19 protein-coding genes are annotated in these 21,800 nt (G+C 62.2%); 13 read left to right on the top strand and 6 right to left on the bottom strand.

All coding sequences use genetic code 11. The features are described from left to right. Positions 1–9: 9 nt before the first annotated feature. The gene (locus tag PspTeo4_RS10515; RefSeq protein ID WP_322363670.1) at positions 10–1,569 is read right to left on the bottom strand and encodes a winged helix-turn-helix domain-containing tetratricopeptide repeat protein; all 1,560 of its coding nucleotides are present in this window, start codon (positions 1,567–1,569) and stop codon (positions 10–12) included. 241 nt (positions 1,570–1,810) lie between these two features. Between PspTeo4_RS10515 and PspTeo4_RS10510 the strand changes: the two genes are divergently transcribed. Genes PspTeo4_RS10510 through PspTeo4_RS10495 form a run of 4 tightly spaced genes read left to right on the top strand, consistent with a single transcriptional unit; the run spans position 1,811 to position 5,727 of the window. Then, positions 1,811–2,554 (top strand): SDR family oxidoreductase, encoded by a 744-nt coding sequence (locus PspTeo4_RS10510; RefSeq protein ID WP_322363669.1) that lies wholly within the window; start codon positions 1,811–1,813, stop codon positions 2,552–2,554. Positions 2,555–2,591: 37 nt separating this feature from the next. Continuing rightward, a complete protein-coding gene (locus tag PspTeo4_RS10505; RefSeq protein ID WP_322363668.1) occupies positions 2,592–3,005 on the top strand; it encodes a cupin domain-containing protein in 414 nt (137 codons plus the stop codon). A gap of 56 nt (positions 3,006–3,061) precedes the next feature. Further along, positions 3,062–4,135 (top strand): HlyD family secretion protein, encoded by a 1,074-nt coding sequence (locus tag PspTeo4_RS10500; RefSeq protein WP_322363667.1) that lies wholly within the window; start codon positions 3,062–3,064, stop codon positions 4,133–4,135. Beyond that, positions 4,132–5,727, top strand: coding sequence for an MFS transporter (locus tag PspTeo4_RS10495; RefSeq protein WP_322363666.1), 1,596 nt, complete (start codon positions 4,132–4,134; stop codon positions 5,725–5,727). The genes PspTeo4_RS10500 and PspTeo4_RS10495 overlap by 4 nt, the downstream gene beginning before the upstream one ends. Here the strand turns inward: PspTeo4_RS10495 and PspTeo4_RS10490 are convergent. Next, complete coding sequence (locus PspTeo4_RS10490; protein WP_322363665.1) at positions 5,702–6,484, bottom strand: carboxymuconolactone decarboxylase family protein; 783 nt, start codon at positions 6,482–6,484, stop codon at positions 5,702–5,704. The two genes, PspTeo4_RS10495 and PspTeo4_RS10490, sit on opposite strands and share 26 nt — an antisense overlap. Before the next feature lie 221 nt (positions 6,485–6,705). Here PspTeo4_RS10490 and PspTeo4_RS10485 point away from each other — a divergent pair, with 221 nt between their 5' ends. Both PspTeo4_RS10485 and PspTeo4_RS10480 read left to right on the top strand, forming a co-directional pair. After that, positions 6,706–7,608: a LysR family transcriptional regulator gene (locus PspTeo4_RS10485; RefSeq protein ID WP_322364838.1), complete on the top strand. Its 903-nt coding sequence runs from the start codon at positions 6,706–6,708 to the stop codon at positions 7,606–7,608. Positions 7,609–7,702: 94 nt separating this feature from the next. After that, complete coding sequence (locus PspTeo4_RS10480) at positions 7,703–8,710, top strand: aldo/keto reductase (protein WP_322363664.1); 1,008 nt, start codon at positions 7,703–7,705, stop codon at positions 8,708–8,710. 27 nt (positions 8,711–8,737) lie between these two features. On the opposite strand, the gene PspTeo4_RS10475 is transcribed toward PspTeo4_RS10480, so the two are convergent. Continuing rightward, positions 8,738–9,559 (bottom strand): SDR family oxidoreductase, encoded by an 822-nt coding sequence (locus tag PspTeo4_RS10475; protein ID WP_322363663.1) that lies wholly within the window; start codon positions 9,557–9,559, stop codon positions 8,738–8,740. Positions 9,560–10,136: 577 nt separating this feature from the next. Then, the gene (locus PspTeo4_RS10470) at positions 10,137–11,042 is read right to left on the bottom strand and encodes a LysR family transcriptional regulator (RefSeq protein WP_322363662.1); all 906 of its coding nucleotides are present in this window, start codon (positions 11,040–11,042) and stop codon (positions 10,137–10,139) included. A 156-nt stretch (positions 11,043–11,198) separates the two neighbouring features. Here PspTeo4_RS10470 and PspTeo4_RS10465 point away from each other — a divergent pair, with 156 nt between their 5' ends. From PspTeo4_RS10465 to PspTeo4_RS10445, 5 genes are all read left to right on the top strand, one after another. Continuing rightward, complete coding sequence (locus PspTeo4_RS10465; RefSeq protein ID WP_322363661.1) at positions 11,199–12,308, top strand: S-(hydroxymethyl)glutathione dehydrogenase/class III alcohol dehydrogenase; 1,110 nt, start codon at positions 11,199–11,201, stop codon at positions 12,306–12,308. A gap of 43 nt (positions 12,309–12,351) precedes the next feature. Beyond that, a complete protein-coding gene (locus PspTeo4_RS10460) occupies positions 12,352–12,750 on the top strand; it encodes a VOC family protein (protein WP_322363660.1) in 399 nt (132 codons plus the stop codon). A gap of 157 nt (positions 12,751–12,907) precedes the next feature. Further along, a complete protein-coding gene (locus PspTeo4_RS10455; RefSeq protein WP_322363659.1) occupies positions 12,908–14,242 on the top strand; it encodes a DUF3422 family protein in 1,335 nt (444 codons plus the stop codon). 58 nt (positions 14,243–14,300) lie between these two features. Further along, positions 14,301–15,131: an S-formylglutathione hydrolase gene (gene fghA, locus PspTeo4_RS10450; RefSeq protein ID WP_322363658.1), complete on the top strand. Its 831-nt coding sequence runs from the start codon at positions 14,301–14,303 to the stop codon at positions 15,129–15,131. Between the two features lie 18 nt (positions 15,132–15,149). Then, entirely contained in the window at positions 15,150–16,457 is a 1,308-nt protein-coding gene (locus PspTeo4_RS10445) for an NAD(P)/FAD-dependent oxidoreductase (RefSeq protein ID WP_322363657.1), read from the top strand. Positions 16,458–16,765: 308 nt separating this feature from the next. Here the strand turns inward: PspTeo4_RS10445 and PspTeo4_RS10440 are convergent, their stop codons facing one another. Both PspTeo4_RS10440 and PspTeo4_RS10435 read right to left on the bottom strand, forming a co-directional pair. Continuing rightward, the gene (locus tag PspTeo4_RS10440) at positions 16,766–17,491 is read right to left on the bottom strand and encodes a TorF family putative porin (RefSeq protein ID WP_322363656.1); all 726 of its coding nucleotides are present in this window, start codon (positions 17,489–17,491) and stop codon (positions 16,766–16,768) included. A gap of 117 nt (positions 17,492–17,608) precedes the next feature. After that, positions 17,609–19,330 carry an amidohydrolase gene (locus tag PspTeo4_RS10435; protein WP_322363654.1) on the bottom strand — a complete coding sequence of 574 codons (1,722 nt, stop codon included), beginning with the start codon at positions 19,328–19,330 and terminating at the stop codon, positions 17,609–17,611. 243 nt (positions 19,331–19,573) lie between these two features. On the opposite strand from PspTeo4_RS10435, the gene PspTeo4_RS10430 reads away from it, so the two are divergent. After that, positions 19,574–20,485 carry a LysR family transcriptional regulator gene (locus tag PspTeo4_RS10430; RefSeq protein WP_322363652.1) on the top strand — a complete coding sequence of 304 codons (912 nt, stop codon included), beginning with the start codon at positions 19,574–19,576 and terminating at the stop codon, positions 20,483–20,485. 240 nt (positions 20,486–20,725) lie between these two features. Further along, positions 20,726–21,796: a C45 family peptidase gene (locus PspTeo4_RS10425; protein ID WP_322363651.1), complete on the top strand. Its 1,071-nt coding sequence runs from the start codon at positions 20,726–20,728 to the stop codon at positions 21,794–21,796. Positions 21,797–21,800 lie beyond the last annotated feature (4 nt).

Below are 21,800 nucleotides of genomic sequence, written 5' to 3'. Positions count from 1 at the left end.
CATCACCGATTACTCCGGCAATCCCGCCAACCTCAACCCCTCGGCAAGCCGGGCCAAGTCCTCATCGCGATAAATCGGCAACCATTGCCTCAATGCAGACAACCGCAACTCTGGGTCCAGCGCACGCAAGCGTTGCATCGCCTGGTGTGCGTTATCCATCCGCCCGCTTAGCGCATGGCTGGCCGCCAACAGGGCCACCGCCGCGAGCAGGCTGGGCAGATTGCCCAGCGCCTTTTCCGCCCACTCGATAGCTTCGTCCAGCCGCCCGGCAAAGAAGTGCGCCAATGCCATGCCCACCTGCATGCGAAACATCTCCGGGTCCAGCGGGCTCAGCCGTGCGGCGTGCTTGAGATTGTCGATGGCGGTCTGTGTCTCGCCCCGCAGCGCCCGCAAGATTCCGCCCAGGTACCAGGCGGGCGCCAGGTTGGGGTTGAGCAGGCGCGCCCGGTCGAGCAGGGCGATACCACCGTCGAGGTCGCCCGCCAGATGCCCGAGGGCATGCCCGCCGCGGGTCAACGCCACGGCATCGTCACGCCCCAGCTCAACGGCCAGGCGCGCCAGACGGGCACCCTCGGCGATTTCCTGATCACGATCGTCCATCCAGCCATTGAGCTTGCGCCAGAAGTAGCACCATGCCGCCATGCCATAGGCCGAGGCGAACTCCGGGTCGAGTTCGATAGCCTGGTAGAACAGCGGCAACGCCTGGGCGATGGCTTCGCGGGTACCGTTATGCAGCTTTGCGGTGCCGCGCAGGTAGTAATCGTAGGCGCACAGGCTGTCGGTGGGTTTGCGCTTGGCCCGTTCGATCTCGGCCCGTTCGAGCTGTGGGGCAATGGCGCCCACCACACTTTCAGCCACCTGGTCCTGCAGCTCGAACAGGTCATCGAGCTGCCCTTCGAAACGCTCGGCCCACAGGTGCTCACCGGTGGTGGCGTCGATCAGCTGGCCGGTAATGCGCACCCGTTTGCCCGCCTTGCGCACGCTGCCTTCAAGCACATAGCGCACGCCCAGCGTCTGGCCGACCTGCTGCACGTCGATACGTTGGCCCTTGAAGGTGAAACTGGAATTGCGGGCAATGACGAACAGCCAGCGGATGCGTGACAGGGCCGCGATGATGTCCTCGACCATGCCGTCGGCGAAATAGTCCTGCTCCGGGTCGCCGCTGAGGTTCTGGAAGGGCAGCACGGTGATCGAAGGTTTGTCGGGCAACGCCAGCCCGAGGCTGGCGCTGGCAGGTTCGGCGGGGGCTTCAACGTTGGCGGGTTCGCGAACCTGGCCTACAAAGCGATAGCCCTTGCGTGCCACCGTGCGGAGCAGGCGCTGTTCCTCGCCTGAGTCGCCGATGGCTTTGCGCACGGCATTGATATGGCTGGTGATGGTCGACTCGGAGACGATCTTGCCGTTCCACACGCGGGCCAGCAGCTCGTCGCGGCCCAATACCCGGTCATGGTTGCTGACCAGTTGCAAAAGCAGGTCGAACACCTGCGGACCGATGGTCACGGCCTGCCCGCGCTGGGTCAGCTCCCTGCGCTGTTCGTCGAGCACATAGTCGTCAAACTCGAATGGCACGTAGTGTCCCTCGCACGCCTTAGGCTTCGTGTCCGAGGCGACTGTTCATGGGTGTGGGTCGATGATACGGCAGCCTATTGGCGGCTGCACACGGCAGGGCGCGGATTGAACAGTTTGGACGCAAATTCAAGCTTGCCTGGAGGCAAATCCAGCCAGTGGGCAAGGACTCTGCTCAGGCCTCGGCGCACGCTGGAACCATGACGACGGCAATGGTTGCGGTCGAGTAAGCGGAGAGAGCCCCATGAAAATCGTGGTGATCGGAGGCACTGGCCTCATTGGTTCGAAGCTTGTCAACGGTTTGCGCGAGCGCGGGCACCATGCCGTCCCGGCGGCGCCGAGCACGGGGGTGAACAGCATCACCCGCGAGGGCTTGGCCGAGGCGATGAACGGTGCGGATGTGGTGGTGGATGTGGCCAATGCGCCGTCCTGGGAGGACCAGGCCGTGCTTGAATTCTTCGAGACGTCCACCCGCAACCTGCTGGCGGCCGAGAAGGCGGCAGGTGTGAAACATCATGTCGCGCTGTCGATCGTCGGCAGTGAGCGGCTGCCGGAAAACGGCTATTTCCGGGCCAAGGTCGCCCAGGAGGCGCTGATCAAGCGCTCCGGGGTGCCCTACACCGTGCTGCGTGCCACGCAGTTTTTCGAGTTCGTCGAGGGCATTGCCCAGGCGGGCGCGGTGGGTGAGGAAATTCACCTGTCGCCGGCGCTGTTCCAGCCCATGGCCTCGGACGATGTGGTCGCGGCGCTCACCGACGTGGTGCTGGCGCCACCGGTCAACGGCACGTTGGAGGTCGCCGGGCCAGAGGCCACGCCGCTGGATGAGCTGGTGCGCCGCTTCCTGCGCCTGAGCGGCGATCCGCGCAAGGTGGTGGCGGATGTGCATGCGCGCTATTTCGGCGCCGAGCTCGATGACAAGGCGTTGACCCCTGGCAGCGGTGCACGACTTGGCACGACCCGTTTCGAAGACTGGCTGGCTCGCCAGTAAGTCAGTCAAACCCAACCCGAACAGAAGGAGTAACGTCATGTTCAGCCGCACTCTCCTGGCCGCCGCGTTCGCCGCGCTGGCCATCACCCCGGTAGTGGCCGCCGAGCGTCCGGTCAGCAAGGTCACCGTGGTCTTCGACCGCCCACTGCCCAACGTACCGGGCAAGAGCATGCGCGGGGTGATCGTCGACTACGCCCCAGGCGCCGCATCGCCTGCGCACCGCCACCCGAAATCAGCCTTCATCTATGCCACCGTGCTCGAAGGCGAAGTGCGCAGCAGCGTCAATGGCGAGCCGGCCAAGGTCTACAAGCCCGGCGAGAACTGGTACGAGGCACCGGGTGCGTTCCACGGCGTCAGCGCCAATGCCAGCGACAGCAAGCCCGCCAAGCTGATGGCCGTGTTCGTGCTCGACAGCAATGAGACGGTACTGGTCACGCCGAGCGAGAAGTAAGCCTTCGGCCCTGTTGGCAGTACATGCTGGCGGGGCCGAAAACAGGACAACGCATCATGAACACACATGAACCTGAGCAGGCCGACCAGGCCGTGGCGGCGCGGCCGGCCAGAATGAAGAAACTGGGCATCGTCCTGTGCGTAGCGGCCGTGCTGGTGCTGGCGGTTGGTTGGCTGGCGTTTCGTTCCAGTGATGCCGCCTTTACCGACAACGCCTACGTGCGTGGCGATGTCACGTCGATGGCGGCCAAGGTGTCAGGTTACGTGACGGCGGTAGAGGTCGAGGACAATCAGCAGGTCAAGGCCGGCGATGTGTTGTTCCGCATCGATGACCGCGACTACCGCGCGCACCTGGCCCAGGCCGAGGCCAATCTAAAGGCTGCCGAGGCTCGCCTGACCGATGTCGATGCCCAGACCCGCCTGCAGCAGGCGCAGATTCGCCAGGCCGAGGCACAGCGCCAGGCGGCCATGGCCGAGCGACAACTTGCCAACAAGACCCATGAGCGCAGCCGCAAGCTGATCCAGTTCAGCGCGGTCAGCCAGGCCCTGGTCGATCAGACCGACGCCGCCCGCAGCAGTGCCGAGGCGGCGCTCACGGCTGCGGCGGCGACACTCGATGCCCAGCGCCAGCGTATCGCCGTGCTGGATGCCCAACGTGAGGCCGCTGTAGCGGCCATCGCCCAGGCCGAGGCCGCACGCGACCTGTCGCTGATCGAGCTGGAGCACACCGTGGTGCGGGCACCGGTGGCTGGAGTGATTGGCAATCGGCAGGTGCGGGTAGGGCGCTTCGTCACGCAGGGCGGTGCCTTGCTCGACCTGGTGCCGGTCGAGGGCGTGTGGATCGTGGCCAACTTCAAGGAAACCCAGCTGGAGCATATCCAGCCTGGGCAGCGGGCGAGGGTTACCCTTGACGGCTACCCATCTGACACGCTCGATGGCGTCGTCGACAGCTTCGCGCCTGGCAGTGGTGCGGCGTTCAGCCTGTTGCCGCCGGACAACGCCACCGGCAACTTCGTGCGCGTGGTGCAGCGGGTGCCGGTAAAGATCCGTCTGGCCCACAACCCATTGCCTGGGCGCATCGTGCCGGGGTTGTCGGCGCGGGTGCAGATCGAGGTTGGGGGTGGTTCGTGAACATCGTCCGGGCGGGCAGCAGCCGGCCCACCGGTTGGCTGCTGGTGGCTGGCATCGTGCTGGCGGCCCTCACCGACGCCATCGCCAGCAGCGTTCTGGCATTCGGGCGCAACGACATCCTGGGCGATATCCATGCCACACCGGATGAGTTCGCCTGGCTGGATGTTGCTTACACCGCCTGCAAATTGATGGGGTTCCTGATCGCGCCGTGGCTGTTGGGGCGCCTGCCACCGCGCCTGGTGATCATCGGCGCGACCCAGCTCATGGGGTTTGCCTGCGCCGCTGCCGCGTGGGTGGTGAGCGTCGATGTGCTGGTGGCCTTGCGCGCCTGTCAGGGCATGGCGGGGGGTGTGCTGCTGGTGGCGGGGCAGACGCTGATCTTCCTGGCTTGCCCGCGCAGGCAGCAACCGGTGCTGCAAGGCCTGTTCGCCATCGGTGCAGTGGTCGCACCGGCGGCGCTCACCCCCGCCATGCAGGGCTGGCTGATCGACCGGCAGGACTGGACCTGGATTTTCCTCAGTGTCGTGCCTTTGACCTTGGCGGCGACTGGGTTATTGCTGTTTGTCGAGCTGCCTGCGGGCGCTCAGCCAGGGCGGCGCCGTTTCGATTGGCCGGGCTGCGTGCTGGCAGCCACCGCATTGCTGTGCCTGAGCTACGTCCTGAGCCAGGGCAGCCGCTGGGATTGGTTCGAAGCATCGCACCTGCGCTGGGCCAGTGTGGTCGGTGTGGCAGCGCTGCTGCTGTTCCTTGGCCAGCAACTGGTGGGCAAAGGACAGGGCGTGCTGGACTTGCGCCTGTTCCAATCGAGCGACTTCACCTTCGCCTTCATCGTCAGCTTCGTCGCTGGCGCGGCGTTGTTCGGCAGCGCGTTCGTGATTCCGGCTTTTGCCTTGTCGGTGCTGGCCTTCACGGCGACCGATGCTGGCCTGTTGCTGCTGCCCAGTGGCGCAGTGTTCATCGCTGTGCTGCTGGGCGTGGCCTATTTGATCCAGGTGCGTGGTCTCGCGCCTTTTGCCACGGTGCCGTTCGGCATCCTGACGATCATGATTGCGATGTGGATGCTTTCGGGCTCGACCCGCGAGAGCGGCATGGACGACATGATGGTTGCGGTCATGCTGCGCGGCGCTGGCCTGGGGCTGTTGTTCCTGTCGCTGACCCTGATCGCCTTCGGCAAGCTTCGCCGGTATCGCCTGGCCAGCGGTATCGGCCTGTTCAATACCGGGCGGCAGTTGGGTGGCTTGCTGGGCGTGGCAGGGCTGCAGACGCTGCTGGACCAGCACGGCGTGCTCAATGCCCAGGCGCTCGGCGCGCATGTCAGTGCAGGGACGGCGGCCGTGATTGAACGGCTGGAATCGACCACGGCAATGCTAAGGCTCGAGGGTATGGATCCGCTGGCAGCTGGGCGGGCGGCCATGAGCCTGCTGGGGCGGGCAGTGGTGGGGCAAGGGTCGGTCATCGCGTTCGATACGGCGTTCAATGCCGTGGCGTTGCTGTTTGCCGTAGCGGCGCCGCTGCTGGTGTGCATCAAGTTGCTGCTGGCGCGCAGGGCCAATCTCCCTCACAGACCTACCCGTTCTGCTCACGCGAAGTGAAGACCTGCTTGAGCACCGGGACAGCAGACATCGCCTTTGGCCAACCCACATAGAAGGCAAGGTGAGTGACTACTTCGGCGGCTTGGGCCTGGCTGAGCCCGTTGTCCATGGCGCGGTTGAGGTGGAAGGGCAGCTGCGCTGCCTGCCCCTGGGCGATCAGCGCTGCGACCGTGACCAAACTGCGGTCTCGGGGGCTGAGACTGCTTTGCCGCCACAGGTCACCGAACAAAACGTCGTTGGTATAACGGCCCAGCTCAGGTGCGACATCACCGACGCCGGCCTCTACCGCGGCCCGGCGTTTCTCTTCGCTCTCTGGATCGAGCGATATGGGCTCACTCGCTGGCGGCACAATCTGCTCTGCAGGTAAGTTGCGCTCGTTGAAGATCTGTTTGGCTACGCCGGCTGCCGACATGGCGTTGGGCCAACCTGAATAGAACGCCAGGTGGGTGATTTCGGCGCTGATCTCACTGGGCTTGAGTCCGTTATCCAGCCCCAGTCGGATGTGGCTGGTGAGTTGCGGCACTTGACCGCTTGCAATCAGCGCCGCCAGGGTGATCAGGCTGCGGTCGCGTGGCACCAGCGCCTCACGCTTCCACACTTCACCGAAGAGCAGCTCGGTCGTGTACTTGTAGAGTTGCGGGGTGACCTCAAGCACGTCCGGCGAGGGCTTTGGATCTTGGCGTGGCTGAGCTTCATCAGCGTCCACAACGGCGGAAAGCAGAAGGGTTGCGAAAGTGGTAGCGGCAAGCAGCTTCATCGGACATTCCTTTGGGAAGAGTCGAAGCTTCCACGGGCCATTCACCTACGGCCCGCGAAGTTGAAACGAATGAGTAGCTGGGCAAAGGGTAGATAACTTCGAAACACAGATTAAGGCGCATAAGCTGCATGCTCTCATGAATCAGGTTCATGAATTTTTCAGCGACCGGCGCTCACCACGCCGGTATCCTGTTGTGGTTGAACTCAGCAGCGGGTGTATCAATGGCACGTGACGGTTACGGCGATTTTCAGGCTTTTCTCGCGATTGCCCGTGAGCGAAGTTTCACCAGGGCCGCTTCTCAGCTTGGGGTTTCGCAATCGGCGCTGAGCCACACCATCCGCACGCTGGAGGCTCGCCTGGGGGTAAGGCTGCTGACTCGCACAACGCGAAGCGTCACGCCTACCGAGGCAGGGGAGCAATTGTTCGAGAAGCTTTCCTCGCTCTTTGCCGAGGTCGATGCCGAGATCGCAGAGGTCATCGAGCTTGGGGATGCTCCGCGTGGCAGCTTGCGCATTTCTGCAACGGACTACGCCGCCAATGCTGTGCTGTGGCCGCGCTTGAAAACGCTGATGCTGCAGTATCCAGACATCAAGATCGAGATCACCACTGACTACGGTCTGACAGACATCGTCGCGCAGCGCTATGACCTCGGCGTTCGTCTGGGGGATCAGATTGCGCAGGACATGATCGCGGTACGCATCGGCCCGGATTTACGGATGGCGATGGTGGCTTCTCCCGACTACTTCAACGGGCGGGCCATGCCGCAGTCACCAGAAGAGTTGGGGCAACAAAATTGCATCAATCTCAGATTGCCCACCCATGGCGGCTGCTACCCGTGGGAGCTGAGCGATGGTCAGCGCGAAGTACAGATCAGGGTGAACGGCCAGCTGACCTTCAATGGGACCTATCCGATGCTTGCAGCTGCCATGGATGGCTGCGGAATCGCTTATCTGCCAGAGGATCTGGTCCGGGAGCATGTCGCTGCCGGTCGGCTGGTCTGGGTGCTTGAAAAGTGGTTCCCCACCTTTCCAGGCCTGCACGTTTACTACCCCAGTCGACGACAGTCGTCGCGCGTATTGAACCTTGTCGTGGAGGCGCTTCGTTTCACTGATCTAGATTCATGAAATGGATTCATGAGCGTTTCCCTTTTTTGCAACTTAATCACCCGCCCGTCCTGGCTTAGGGTGGTCTCGTTTTTCAAGCAATCAAGGGTCTGTCATGAACTACCGTTATCTGGGCCGCAGTGCCTTGAAAGTATCTCCACTGTGTCTCGGCGCAATGATGTTTGGCGGCGAGACCGATGAAGCCACCTCCCGGCGCATCATCGACAAAGCCGCTGCAGCGGGCATCAATTTCATCGACACCGCAGACGCCTACCACGCAGGCCGTTCTGAAGAGGTGGTCGGTCGTGCCATTGCCGCCTCCCGGCATGACTGGATTGTGGCTACCAAGTTTGGCTATCCATCATCCGCAGACGCTGGCCCCAATCGACAGGGACAGTCGCGTAAATGGATCATCCAGAACGTCGAGGACAGCCTGAAGCGCCTGGGTACCGACTTCATCGATGTTCTGTACTTCCATCGCGCCTTGACCGACGCACCGATGGAGGAGGGGATGCGCGCGATTGACGACTTGATCCGTCAAGGCAAGATCCGCTACTACGGTGTTTCCAATTTCCACGGCTGGCGGATCGCTGAAATGGTCAGGCTTGCCGACGCGCTCGGCATGCCGCGGCCAACCGTCAGCCAACCGCTGTACAACATCGTGAACCGGATTGCCGAAGTCGAGCAGTTGCCTGTCGCCGGGCACTACGGCATTGGGGTTGTGCCCTACAGCCCATTGGCCAGGGGCGTGCTCAGTGGAAAGTATGCGGTCAATGCAGCTCCGGCGGCAGACACTCGAGCAGGTCGAGGTGACAAGCGAATCCAGCAGACGGAATGGCGCCCCGAGTCGTTGCAGGTGGCTCAAACGATCGCTCGTTACGCGGCCGAGCGTGGAACTACCCCCATCGCTTTCGCCATTGCCTGGGTACTGAGGAACTCGTTGGTCAGTGCCGCTGTTGCGGGCCCTCGCACCGAAGCACACTGGGATAGCTACATGGATGCCTTGCAGCTGGAACTGGGCCCGGATGACGAGCAACTGGTTGATAGCCTGGTGGTGCCGGGCCACGCTTCCACTCACGGTTTTACCGACCCTGGCTACCCGGTCGAAGGCCGCAAGGTGTGAGAGTAGGGGGCTTGCGTGAAGCACGCGCTACTGGCTTTCACCCCACCAGTATTGTGCGGTCACGCCGCCATCCATGAGGAAGTCGCTGCCTGTAATGAAAGTACCTTCCGGGCCCATGAGTAGAGCGGCGACGGCGCCTACTTCATCTGGTGTGCCACCCCGTTTGGCTGCGCAGGAATCGATCATGCTTCGGTATCCAGCACCGCGTGGGCCATTGAGTTCATCTCGCGCCAGCGGGGTGAAAATGATGCCCGGGCTGATGGTGTTGACGCGAGCGCCGCGCTTACCCCAACGAACCGCTTCTGCGGCTACGCGCAGGGAGTTGCCGCGTTTGGAGATCTGGTAGGCATTCAGCGGGTCGGTCACCTGGTCGGGCTGCAACATCGGCAGTGCAAGCAGTTCTTCGACGGGTGTCAGGGCCAAGGCTTTGTTCTGCTCAGGCGTCAGTGCCGGTAGGCGATGACCAGACTGCGAAGCGATGACGATGGCAGAGCCACCTTTGGCAATGACGTTGCCGAAAAGCTCCAGCACCAGCGCGGTGCCGTACAAGTCCACACGCAGGATGGTCGCCGGTGGCGCTTGGGAGGGGGACACGCCTGCGGCATGAATCACCCCGGTGATATCGCCGAGGGCGGACGCGGTATCGACCAATGCTTGAACGGAGGCTCGGGAGGCGACATCAACCACTGCCGTGCTGACCTCGAAACCGGCGTCGTTCAGAACCTTGGCGGCGGCGTCAGCGGTTTCCTTGCGCAGGTCTGCCAACAGCACATGCTTGCCTGCGCTGACTCTGCGAGCGATGGCCTGGCCGATTGAGCCGGCGCCGATTACAACGGTTACGTCTGTCATGGGGGGCTCCCAAATAAGAGTGAGAGCACCACTGTAGGTCAAGTCTTGGGCAGTGATTAGAGGGGGAAATCTGAGTGCCACTATGAGATCTATTCATCAATTGGGGCTGTGCACACGCAGCAATAGCGATTTTTGACGAAGGCCAGGAACGGCGTATGGATGGCGTTTGAGATCATGGGGGCTGGCGACTTCATGGCAAGAGCGGACCGCCCGCTTTCGACCCATAGCTGCCCTTCACGACGACAGTTATTAGCCAGAAGCGGCTCGCCTCTAAGGCGAGTGATCTCCTTGCCCCACTCGCTTAGTCAGGCGCTCCCAAAATTAAACTGGAATCCTTGCTCGTACGTGCGAGGCGCGTCGGTCAACCCTCACCTGGTAGTCCTATCACCAACTCCGCGTTATCCATGGTCAAGAAAACTCTACCCATTGCCTGGACGGCAGGCAGCGACTGCAACCACCTCCATCAGGCTCGTAAAAGCTTCACCGAGACCGTGTAATAATTCAGCCGAAAGAGCAAGCCACCGAGGTTAAGTACCGTGCTTTCCACGATGTAAGTCCTGTAACGCCAAGTTGCGTGTCAGCGCAAAGCTGGCAGCGCCCCAACGGCGGCCAGCATTTCATCAAATACCACTCGAACCCTTCCTGGAACAGGGCCACGCTGAGGCCGATAGACGTACAACCCCCATGCGGGAGGCTCCTCGTCTTGAAGCACCTGCACGAGCTTCCCGCTGGCAATGTAGGGAGCCGCCATGTAGTCCGCCAGTTGGGCGAAGGCAACCCCGGCCAGTGCGGCCCCTATTTCCATGTCGGCATTGTCGGCGATAAGAGTGGGAGCCGGGGGTGTCCACTGCTGTCCCGCTTTGAAGTGCCAAGGCCAGGGGCGGCCAGTATTGGTATCCAGGGCTGCGGCGATCGGCAGGCCGGCCAGCGCATCGATATCGCCAGGTGCGCCCACTTTCTCGATAAGCCGTGGAGCGGCAACGATGGGCAGCCTCATGTCGGCTGCCTTGCGCGCGACGAAGCGGCTATCGCGCATGAAACCGACCCTGATGCCAACATCGATCCCATCGTCAACCGTATTGCTGAGTCGGTCGGACAGGCGCACATCCAGGGTGATCCCGGGATGCCGCTCGGCAACGCGCTCCAGCGCAGGCATGACTGCTCGGGTGCCCAGACTGTGCGGTGCGGTGATGCGCACGGTGCCCGACAGGGCATCCTGCTGGTCGGTAACAGGTGGCCGCAATAGGTCTTCGAACCGCTCCAGCACAGGGCGCACCTGTTCCAGCAGGCCTTCGGCAAACGCGGTAATGCGCACCTGGCGTGTGCTGCGATGGAACAACACCTCGCCGTAGTGCCGCTCCAGTTGCTGAATGGCCCGCGTAACGCCTTGAGGGGATGTCCCCAAGCGGACGGCTGCGTCGCGAAAACTGCTGCTTTCGGCCGCCACCCGGAATATGCGCAGCAACTCGATTTCCTTGTTCATTCTCCAGACCTCTCTAGGCAGCCTTTTTCGTCATTAATTCCATATTTTGGAATTATAAAATCAAAACAATTCCATATACAGCAGCTGAGTCATTTCCCAAACTGACAACACAGCGGAATGCTCCGCTCCTGAACCACCTGATTAGGAAACGACATCATGAAATCACGTGCAGCAGTTGCCTTCGGGCCTGGAAAGCCGTTGGAGATCGTCGAGATCGACGTCGAGCCCCCTCGCAAGGGCGAAGTGCTCGTCAGGATCACCAATACTGGAGTTTGTCATACCGACGCCTTCACCCTGTCGGGCGACGACCCCGAAGGTCTGTTCCCGGTGGTACTGGGCCACGAAGGTGCAGGCATCGTTGTGGAGGTAGGTGAAGGCGTGACCAGCGTAAAACCTGGCGATCACGTCATTCCGCTCTATACCGCCGAATGCGGCGAGTGCCTGTTCTGCAAGTCCGGCAAGACCAACCTGTGTGTTGCGGTTCGCGCCACTCAGGGCAAGGGGTTGATGCCCGATGGTACGACCCGCTTCTCGTATAACGGCCAGCCGCTTTACCACTACATGGGCTGCTCGACTTTCAGCGAATACACGGTGGTCGCCGAAGTCTCGCTGGCCAAGATCAACCCAAACGCCAATCCCGAGCATGTCTGCCTGCTGGGTTGCGGTGTGACCACCGGCATCGGCGCCGTTCACAACACGGCCAAAGTACAGCCGGGCGACTCGGTGGCCATCTTCGGCCTCGGCGGCATCGGTCTCGCTGCCATTCAAGGTGCACGCCAGGCCAAGGCGGGTCGCATCATCGCCATCGACACCAATCCGGCGAAGTTCGAGCTGGCTCGTACCTTCGGCGCCACCGAATGCCTTAATCCGAAGGACTTCGACAAGCCGATCCACGAGGTGCTCATCGAGATGACCGGCTGGGGTGTCGATCACACCTTCGAGTGCATCGGTAACGTCAATGTGATGCGTTCGGCCCTGGAAGCTGCCCACCGTGGTTGGGGCCAATCGATCGTCATTGGTGTCGCCGGTGCAGGCAAGGAAATTTCTACCCGTCCGTTCCAGTTGGTCACCGGCCGGACGTGGAAGGGCTCGGCTTTCGGCGGCGTCAAGGGGCGTACCCAACTCCCGGGGATGGTGGAAGACGCCATGAAAGGCGAGATCGATCTCGCCCCGTTCGTCACCCACACCATGGGCCTTGACGACATCAACAAGGCCTTCGACCTGATGCATGAAGGCAAGTCGATTCGCACAGTTATCCACTACTGATCACTCACAATCCACTCAACACCAACTATCAAGGAAATCAACCATGTCCAATCCTGTCATTTCCGGCGACGGCATCTTCTCGCACGTCTTTATCGGTGCCGCCGACGTGCAGAAGTCGGCCGCATTCTACGATGCCGCGCTGGGTGCCCTCGGCATCAACAACCTTGGCCCTTTCGGCAGTGGGTGGGTGCTTTTCGGTCGAGAAAAGCCGGCGTTCATCATCGCTCGTCCGGGTAATGGTGAAGCACCCTCCAGCAACGGCGTGACGATCGGCTTTGCGGCCGCCACTCCCGCCGAAGTGGATGCCTTCCACGCCGCCGGCCTTGCCGCAGGCGGCACCGATGAGGGGCAGCCTGGCGCACGTGGTCACCTGCCGGGTGCCTATGCGGCCTACCTGCGTGATCCGGCAGGCAACAAGATCTGTTCGTACACCTTCGTCTGAAAGCAACAAGGCTGAGGGCGTTCTTAAAGGGTCAGCAGAAACCGCTGTACAGCGACGGTGCCAGCTCCTGAAGAACGGCCCGCAGCCATGTGCGAAACGCATAGCTGCGGGCATAAGCCTTTAAGTGTGTTTTCAACCAATCTGAGATGAGGTCGTTATGAAAGAGCCGGTGCACATCAATATGACGACCGCATACTTCTCCCCGAGCGCCACCGTGTATGGCATGCCGGCCTTTGCTGATCGTGCCGCAGCCGTGGGCGAAGTGCACGCGCGACCGCATCTGTTGCTTCAGGCCCCTCGCGGCATATTGCAGCTCGCTTTCATGACTGAAGGCGACACGGTCAAGGATCAAATGGCGACGAGCACGTTATCTCACCGTTTCAGTACTGGCGAACCGGACTACGCTACGCCGCTTCACGGCATGACATGGGATGAGGGAGACCTGCACTGCGAAAAACACACCGAGTTCTCGACGTATCTCTGGTGCGCTTCGCTGGATTCCGACACGGGAGAGCCGTGCAGCGAAAATCCGTTCAAGCATGGATTTATTGCTCCGGGCCCGGTCATATCCGGCATCCGTTTGAAACTTCTGCCATGGACGCTGGATACGGAGAAGGAGGTCGAGCGCTTCGATCCTGCCAGCCTGTGCTACTCGCTGGTGGAGAACGGCTCTGCCGCCATCCTGACCGACTTCAGACAGGATGAGGATGGCCTGACGCAGATCCTCGTCCTTACCCGCGATTTGACTCCGGCACGGGCGGGAGCACTGGCTCAACGTCTGCTGGAGATCGAAAACTACCGTACTTTGGCGTTGCTGTCCCTGCCACTGACACGATCGATGACGTCGCAACTGCGACACATGGAGTCGCGCCTTGCAGCGATCACCGACGAGATGCGTTCGAGCTTGGTAGAGCGGCGCGACAACGACGAGCTGTTGTCCGAGCTGACTGGCCTGGCTGCCGAGCTGGAAGCTGGTGTTGCGGCGAATCTCTATCGCTTCGGCGCCAGCCGTGCCTACTACGAGATAGTCGAAGAAAGGCTGGCTGCGCTTTCGGAAGAGGCCGTGGCCGGGTACTGCACCTGGACGGACTTCCTGCAGCGTCGCATCGCTCCCGCCATGCGGACATGCCAATCCGTAAAGGAACGTCAGGCCAAGCTCTCCGACAAGCTTACCCGGGCCATCGCGCTGCTGCGTTCCTGGGTCGACGTCGAACTCGAACGCCAGAACCGCGATTTGCTGGCTTCGATGAATAACCGGGCCAAGATGCAATTGCGCCTTCAGCAAACCGTCGAAGGCCTGTCGGTCGCGGCAATTTCATACTACGTCGTGAGTCTTCTCGGCTATCTGCTCAAGGGCATTGCGATGATCCACAACGTTGTGGCGCCGGTGACGGCGGCTCTGGTGCCTATGGTGATGCTGTCGATCTGGTGGGTGGTGCGCAGGATCAGGCACGCCCACGGCGACACGGCAATCAACGAGCAATCTTCCTGACGAGCCGCCGTCCTGGCACGCGATCGCTGTGCCGCTCGTTTGAACATTGGAGAACAACATGGAACGCCTCGAACATCACGCCAGCTTTGATGGTTGGCAGGACGTCTATCAACACGCATCCACGACGCTCGGTTGCACGATGAAAGTTGGCGTCTATCTGCCGGCGCAAGCGCAGCATGGCAAGGTGCCGGTGCTGTACTGGCTTTCAGGCCTGACCTGCACCGAGCAGAACTTCATCACCAAGTCCGCCGTCCAGCGCTACGCGGCCGAACATGGCATTGCCGTCGTCGCGCCCGATAGCAGCCCTCGCGGCGAAGGCATTGCCGACGATCCTGCCTATGACCTTGGACAGGGCGCGGGTTTCTACGTCAATGCCACACAGCAATCCTGGGCTGCGAACTATCGGATGTATGACTACGTCGTGCAGGAACTACCGGCGCTGATCGAGGCCCACTTTCCCGTGACAGCACAGCGGAGCATCAGCGGCCACTCCATGGGCGGGCATGGCGCCCTGGTCATCGCCCTGCGCAATCCAGGCCGTTATCGAAGCGTCTCGGCCTTCTCGCCCATCGTCGCTCCGACCCAGGTTCCCTGGGGGCAAAAAGCCTTCGAGGCGTACCTGGGCAGCGACTGGGAAGCCTGGAAGCAGTACGACACCGTGGAGCTGATTCGCACTGTGCAGGAGCGTTTGCCGTTGTTGGTGGATCAGGGCTTGGCAGACGAGTTCCTGGAGAGCCAGCTTCAGCCCGAGCTGCTGCGCAAAGCCTGCGACGAAACGGGGCACCCGCTCACGTTGAATCTGCGCCCAGGCCATGACCACAGCTACTACTTCATTGCCAGTTTCATTAGCGAGCATATGGCACATCACGCATCGGCGCTGAAACGCTGAGAGACAGGAGACCAGGTCATGAAAAAGACCTCTGAAAACCGACATCACGTCGTCATCATCGGAGCGGGCTTCGGCGGGATCGAGGTTGCCAACCGGCTTGCGGGTGCCGAGGTCGATGTGACGATCATCGATCGGCGCAATCATCACCTGTTCCAACCCTTGCTTTACCAGGTTGCAGGGGCGTCACTCTCGACATCGGAGATCGCCTGGCCTATTCGCCATCTCTTCCGCAATCGCCCGGAAGTGAACACCTTGATGGCGGAAGTAGAAGGTATCGACCAGAACGCGCGCCAGGTCATTCTCAACAACGGATCGCGGCAAACCTACGACACACTCGTGCTCGCGACAGGTGCCACCCATGCCTACTTCGGACACGACGAATGGGGGGCTTTCGCACCGGGTTTGAAAACGCTGGAAGATGCCACGACCATTCGAGGTCGAATTCTCGCGGCCTTCGAGGAGGCAGAGCGCACGAGCGACCCGCAACGCCGTGCCGCGCTGCAAACGTTCGTCATCATCGGTGGTGGCCCCACCGGGGTTGAATTGGCCGGAACCATCGCCGAGCTTGCACGAGACACGCTGACCCGTGACTTCCGCTCAATCGACCCGAGCACATCGCGTGTGGTACTGATCGAGGCGGGCCCGCGCCTGTTGTCGGTCTTCCCAGAGGATCTGTCGGCCTATACGCGTCGGGCGCTCGAAAAACTCGGGGTCGAGGTCGTGCTGGGTTCGCCAGTCACCGAATGCTCGGTTGAAGGCGTGGTGCATGCCGGCCAGCGCCTTTCGGCCAAGACCATCGTATGGGCGGCCGGAGTTCAGGCGTCTCCTGCGGCTCGCTGGTTGGGCGCTGCGTCTGATCGTGCTGGTCGAGTGGTAGTTGATCCCGACCTGACGGTGGCCGGTCACCCGGAGGTCTTCGTCATTGGCGATACAGCCTCGTGCACCACGGCCGATGGGAAGCCCGTACCAGGCATCGCCCCGGCTGCCAAGCAGCAAGGGAAGTACGTCGCCAACCTGATTGGCCGGCGTCTGAAGGGTAAGCCCGCTGACGGGCCTTTCGAATACCGGCACCAGGGGAACCTGGCCACCATCGGCCGCAGCCTGGCAGTCATTGACATGGGGCGGGTGAAGCTGCGTGGTGCCTTCGCGTGGTGGATCTGGAAACTCGCGCACATCTACTTTTTGATCGGTACGCGAAATCGTCTAAGCGTCGCGATGAGTTGGGTATGGAACCACAGCATCGGCTACCGCGGCTCTCGCATCATCATGCATGCGCTTACCGAAAAAGCGCCCACGGTAGTGGATAAATCCGGCTCCATTGATTGAGCGTCTCGCGTTCGATACGGGCAAGTTGCACTCATTAATCCTCTTCGGGCCTTGGTGCAGGACATCGGGAAGCCATAGACAAGGCCCAAGCTTAACTGCCGTGGTGATGAGCGAGCACAACATGCGCACGCTGGTTTTTTGGCCAACAGCACGCTTTCCCGAATGGCTGCTTCGGGTCGATAACGGCCATTCGCCAAAGGTTCGGTAGTTTCAACTTCAGGTCGCAAGACCTCAAAACAATAAACAAGCGTCCAAGCTGACGCTTGTACCTTAGAAAAAGGCGCGACATCTATTGGCAATTCGCAGCTTCAGAAAGTCTTGCTGACCGAGGCCACCACGGTGGCCGAGCAGACATCCTTGAAGCCCAGATAGCTGGCGCATTCGCTCTCGGAAAGGTCGGTGTCGATGTAGCTGACCGACCAATCAAGCGACAGCATCGTGCGGGTCAGCTTCACTTCCCATTCATGGTAGTCGTCGCGGCTGGCGCCATCATTGGTGAACCAGCTCGGGTCCTTGTAGTCGTTGCGCCCGTAGCGCACCAGCAGGTCGGTGTCGGACGGCAGCAGCGTGGTGTAACCCACGTAGCTGTAGAGCATCGACTGGTCGCCGTTGAAGTTGTCCGAATAATTGCCGCCGAGCAGTACACCCCAGGCGCGCAGTTCGGCATGGTATTCGCCGTAGTTGAAGTTGCCCTGGCGCGGGTACACGTACTTGATGTACGAGGTATCGAGGGTGACATCGTCGTTGATCTGCCAGAAGTAGCCGGCGTAGTAGTCCAGCTCCTGGCGCGTGCTGCTGCCGAAACCGAAGTCGACGTTCGAGCTCCATACGCCTGCGTACAGGCCGCTGGAGTGTGCCAGGGTCAACGAGCCCTGCAGGGCCGGATCGTTCTGGGTCTGGGAGATGCCGCGGGTGCGGTAGTCGCTGAACAGGCCAGCCTTGGCCTCGAGGCTGAAGTCGTCGTCGAGGTAGAGGGCATGGGCCAGCGGGGTGCAGGCGAGCAGGCCGCCTGCGATGAGGATGCGTACGGTCATTCGATGCTTTCCAATTATTGTTGTTATGCACGGTGAAGCGGGTGTGGCTTTCGCGGGCAAACCCGCCCCACAGGGAGTTGTGTTGCGCCTGTGGGAGCGGGTTTAACCGCGAAGCAGTCAGCGCTGGTAGATCTGCTTGCCGGCGAACCAGGTCTGCAGCACCTGGGTGTCACGCAGCGTCTCGGCGTCGACGCTGAGCACGTCGCGGTCGAGTACGATCATGTCGGCCTGCTTGCCGACCTTCAGCGAGCCGACCTGCTGCTCCAGGCGCATGGCGCGGGCGGCATTGAGGGTGTAGGCCTGGAACATGGTTTCCCGGTCGATGGCCTCGTCAGCATTGAGGACACCTTTGGGGCCCTTGCGGCTCACTGCCTGGTAGATCGCCTTCCACGGCTCTGGCGTGGTGATCGGCCAGTCGCTGGCTCCGGCGATGGTCGCACCGGCCTTGTACAGTGAATGGGCCGGGTAGCTGTGGGCGAAGGCATGCTCGTCAACATACGGCTTGACCAGGTCGAGGTTGGTCTCGTCGGCACTGGCCCAGTACAACTGCATCGAGGCGATCACATCGAGCTGCTTGAAGCGTGGATAGTCCTGATCGCTGACAATCTGCAAGTGGGTGATCGAATGGGGGACGCCGCTGTGACGTGCGCGCCGAGCCTGTTGCACGCCGTTGAGTGCCTCGCGCACGGCGCGATCACCGATGGCATGCACGTGCACCAGCCAGCCACGGGCGTCGGCGGCGTCGACCAGTTCACCGAAGTGCTTCGGGTCCAGCAGCAGTTCGCCGCGTTGGCCGGAGTTCTTGTAGGGCTTGAGCATCGCCGCGCTCTGTGCCGGCATTTCGGCGACGCCGTCGGCGAAGACCTTGATGCCGGGCAGGGTGAGGTTGCGCACGCCGAGGAACTGCTGGCGCACCTTGTCCAGTTCATCCAGGTCGGCCGGGCGGGCCTTGGAGTCGGCCATCAGCAGCGCGGCGACGTGGGCCGTCAGCTCGCCCCGCTCGGAGAGGTCCTTGTACACCGGTAGCACGCCCAGCGAGTCGTTCTTCACATCCGAGCCGGGCAGTTCATTGGCCAGTGGGTCCATCCAGCCGGTGATGCCAAGCTGCCTGGAGTAGTCCAGGGCCATGCGCCCGGCAGTCATCAGGGTGTCATGGGACAGCGGCGGCAGCAGGTCGGTCACTGGGTAGTAGCTGGCGTCGGCCAGAAACCCGTTGGGCGTGCCGTCCGCATGCTGGCCAATGGTGCTGCGTGCTTCGGCAGGCAGGGCGGCGATGGTCTTGGCATCGATCTTGGCGCGCTTGAGCAGGGCCTGGTTGGCCCAACCGGTATGCATATCGTTGGCGGCCAGAAGGATCGGCTGTGCGGCCCATTCGCCCTGGTTGAAGCGTTGCTCCAGGGCTGGGATGTCATCCCAGTAGGTCCCCGGCACGCCACCGACGACCAAGAACTCGCCACGCACGGCCTTGCCATCTTTGCGCCACTGATGCAGGCGTTGTTCAAGTTCATCGAGCGGGATCTGCTCGCCCATCAGGTTGGCCAGCTCCAGCTGCAGGCCGCCCTTGATGGCATGGGAGTGAGAATCGAGCAAGCCCGGCATCAGCACCTTGCCGCCCAGGTCGATGACCCGCGTTCCGCCGGCCTTCAGGCGCAGTACGGCCAGGTCCGAGCCCACGGCGACGATCTTCTCACCCTCGACCGCCACCGCTTGCTGCAGTGGCTGGCCTGGCTCGGCGGTGTAGACCTTGGCGTTGTGAAAGATCACGTCCACTGCCGCGAAGCTGTGCAGGGAGGTGCAGGCCAGGCCCGCGCTGATCGCCATCTGGAGAAGGTGCTTCATTCGGTGCCTCGTTCTTGTTGTGATTGCGCCGCAGCCTAGCCAACGCGCGCGGCCGGTTAAATGCGACGGAAGGCACAACTTTGTTCGCGATCTGGAAAAAATCCCTGCCTCAAGATTGCCTTGATGCAAGCCACCGGCCGCGTGACGCCTATTCAAATCCCCGCAATTTGCGGGCTAGATGAAAAGGCGTGGATACTCGCGCGTTCCCTTCATTGCCTCGCTTGTGCCGAACAGGAAGAAACCATGGACAAAATGACGGCCCTGACCATTTTCGTCGCCGCCGCCGAACACGGCAGCTTCAGCCGTGCGGCCGATCAGTTGGGCAAGACGCCTTCGGCCGTCACCAAGGCCGTCGCCCATCTGGAGGGCGAGCTAGGCGTGCGCCTGTTCGAGCGCACCACCCGGCGCATGGCCCTGACCGAGGCCGGGACGGTATACCTGGAGGGCGCACGTCAGGCCTTGATGCACCTGCAACTGGTGACCGAGGAGGTCGAGCAGTTGCAGCATGAGCTGCGTGGCACCTTGCGCATCACCGCACCGCCTTCGTTCGGCCCGGCGTTTCTCAATCAGGTGTGCTTTCGCTTCATGCGCGAACACCCGCAGGTGCGTCTGGAGGTGAACCTCAATGACGCCAATGAAGACCTGATCGACGGTGGCTACGACCTGTCGCTGCGCGACGGCCCCACCGACCAGCCCGAACTGATCGCCCAGCCGTTGATCGAGAACCGCGTAGTGCTCTGCGCAAGCCCCGACTACCTGGCCCGGCGTGGCGAGGCCATCACCCTGGAAAACTACGCCCAGCACGACTGGCTGCTGCTGCGCCATCCCCTGCTGAACCGCAGCTTCTGGTGGGTCGAGCACGAGGGCCAGACCCTGCGCGTACGCCAGCCCACGCCCCGGCTGGTGAGCGACAATTTCGACTTCTTGCTGTCCTGCCTGCTTGATGGCCATGGCCTGCAGTTCGTGCCCACCTGGTGCGCCGCGCCCTATCTGGCCAGCGGGCAGCTGGTGGAAGTGCTACCAGACTACTGGCGGGCGTTGAGTGCCTTCGGGCCCTGGGTGCACGTGCTGTACCTGCCCCATCGGCGCAACACGCGCAAGGTGCAGGCCTTCATCGCCTTGTTGCACGAGCAACTGCGCAGCCAGGGGCTTTAATCGGGCTGCGCGGCGCAATTGTTCCGCTCAGGCACAAAAGTTGTGCGGGTTGTGGCGATGATCGACCGGGGACGGCTCGCTAGGCTAGCGGTGGTTGCCTGAACACAGCGGCCTCTTCGTGCCCGATCCATTGCCTTGTCACTCTCACGGGAGGTGAGTGCAACAGGGGGAACGAAGCGGTCTCTTCTTTCCAAAACAGCAACGATGCCCCGAGCCTGCTGTACCAGGAGTTGCCCCGCAGTGAAGATTCATACCTTAGCCACCGATATCCGCACGCCCGCCGAGCGGGGTCGCCAGATCGGCGAGCGCTTCGCCGAGCAGATCCGTCAAACCACCGCCCTCTACCTGGACTTCTTCCCGCGGGTCGGAGTGCCCCTGCGCGAGGCGCAGCGTATCGGCGAGAACAGCCTGGCAGCCCTTGAGGCCTGGAGCCCGAACCTGGCGGCCGAGGTAGCCGGTGTCGCCAGCGGCGCCGAGCTGCCATTGTGGCAACTGGCAAGCCTGAACGCGCGCACCGAGGTCCTGGCCGCACGCACCCGCCACAGCGAGTGCTCCACCACCGTGCATGCTCCCCGTGGCCCGCGCGCGCCGCAAACCTTGCAGACCTGGGATTGGCACGACAGCCTCTGCCCGCACGGGCTGATGCTGGCGCTGCACACCGAGCGGGGCATGCACGTCAAACTGTTTTGCGAATTCGGCATGCTTGCCAAGCTGGGCGTCAACAGCGCAGGGCTGGGCCTGCACTTCAATATCCTGCACCACGCCAGCGACAACGACAGCGGCGGCGTGCCGGTGCATGCCATTGCCCGTCGCCTGCTGGAAGAAGCAAGCAGCGTCGATGAGGCCATCGAGCTTGCACGTTCGGCGCGGGTCAGTGCCTCTACCGTGCTGACCGTGTTCTCCCGCCAGGACAGCAGCCCGCGTGCGGTCAGCATCGAGCTGAGCCCCGAGCGCACGGCGCTGGTGCTACCGCGCGAAGACGGCTGGTTGCTGCATACCAACCACTTCCTCGACCCGCACCTGAGCCAGGGGGAGCAGGTGGCCGACCGCGCCGACACCCAAAGCCGCCTGGGCCATCTGCAACAGGTGATCGGCCAGATGGACAGCGCCGACCTGCGTGCCCGCGCCGAAGCCATGTGCGGTGCGCAAGGCGACAGCGCGCCGATTTGCTTCCATCCCGACATGTCCATGCCCGACACCGAGCGCTGGGAGACCCTGCTGAGCGTGGGCATCGACACTGAGCGTTGCCTGTTGGAATACGTGGCGGGCACACCGCTGCAACTGGCCAAGGCCGGCTTCGAACGTTTCTGAGCCC

Source organism: Pseudomonas sp. Teo4, assembly GCF_034387475.1.
In the GTDB taxonomy this organism is placed as follows: Bacteria; Pseudomonadota; Gammaproteobacteria; order Pseudomonadales; family Pseudomonadaceae; genus Aquipseudomonas.
This window is presented reverse-complemented; position numbering and strand designations above follow the sequence as displayed.

Coding starts and splice junctions, on each gene's coding strand:
- PspTeo4_RS10510 (WP_322363669.1), top strand. CDS start 1,811: ATGAAAATCGTGGTGATCGGAGGCACTGGCCTCATTGGTTCGAAGCTT.
- PspTeo4_RS10505 (WP_322363668.1), top strand. CDS start 2,592: ATGTTCAGCCGCACTCTCCTGGCCGCCGCGTTCGCCGCGCTGGCCATC.
- PspTeo4_RS10500 (WP_322363667.1), top strand. CDS start 3,062: ATGAACACACATGAACCTGAGCAGGCCGACCAGGCCGTGGCGGCGCGG.
- PspTeo4_RS10490 (WP_322363665.1), bottom strand. CDS start 6,484: ATGAAGCTGCTTGCCGCTACCACTTTCGCAACCCTTCTGCTTTCCGCC.
- PspTeo4_RS10485 (WP_322364838.1), top strand. CDS start 6,706: ATGGCACGTGACGGTTACGGCGATTTTCAGGCTTTTCTCGCGATTGCC.
- PspTeo4_RS10480 (WP_322363664.1), top strand. CDS start 7,703: ATGAACTACCGTTATCTGGGCCGCAGTGCCTTGAAAGTATCTCCACTG.
- PspTeo4_RS10475 (WP_322363663.1), bottom strand. CDS start 9,559: ATGACAGACGTAACCGTTGTAATCGGCGCCGGCTCAATCGGCCAGGCC.
- PspTeo4_RS10470 (WP_322363662.1), bottom strand. CDS start 11,042: ATGAACAAGGAAATCGAGTTGCTGCGCATATTCCGGGTGGCGGCCGAA.
- PspTeo4_RS10465 (WP_322363661.1), top strand. CDS start 11,199: ATGAAATCACGTGCAGCAGTTGCCTTCGGGCCTGGAAAGCCGTTGGAG.
- PspTeo4_RS10460 (WP_322363660.1), top strand. CDS start 12,352: ATGTCCAATCCTGTCATTTCCGGCGACGGCATCTTCTCGCACGTCTTT.
- PspTeo4_RS10455 (WP_322363659.1), top strand. CDS start 12,908: ATGAAAGAGCCGGTGCACATCAATATGACGACCGCATACTTCTCCCCG.
- fghA (WP_322363658.1), top strand. CDS start 14,301: ATGGAACGCCTCGAACATCACGCCAGCTTTGATGGTTGGCAGGACGTC.
- PspTeo4_RS10445 (WP_322363657.1), top strand. CDS start 15,150: ATGAAAAAGACCTCTGAAAACCGACATCACGTCGTCATCATCGGAGCG.
- PspTeo4_RS10440 (WP_322363656.1), bottom strand. CDS start 17,491: ATGACCGTACGCATCCTCATCGCAGGCGGCCTGCTCGCCTGCACCCCG.
- PspTeo4_RS10435 (WP_322363654.1), bottom strand. CDS start 19,330: ATGAAGCACCTTCTCCAGATGGCGATCAGCGCGGGCCTGGCCTGCACC.
- PspTeo4_RS10430 (WP_322363652.1), top strand. CDS start 19,574: ATGGACAAAATGACGGCCCTGACCATTTTCGTCGCCGCCGCCGAACAC.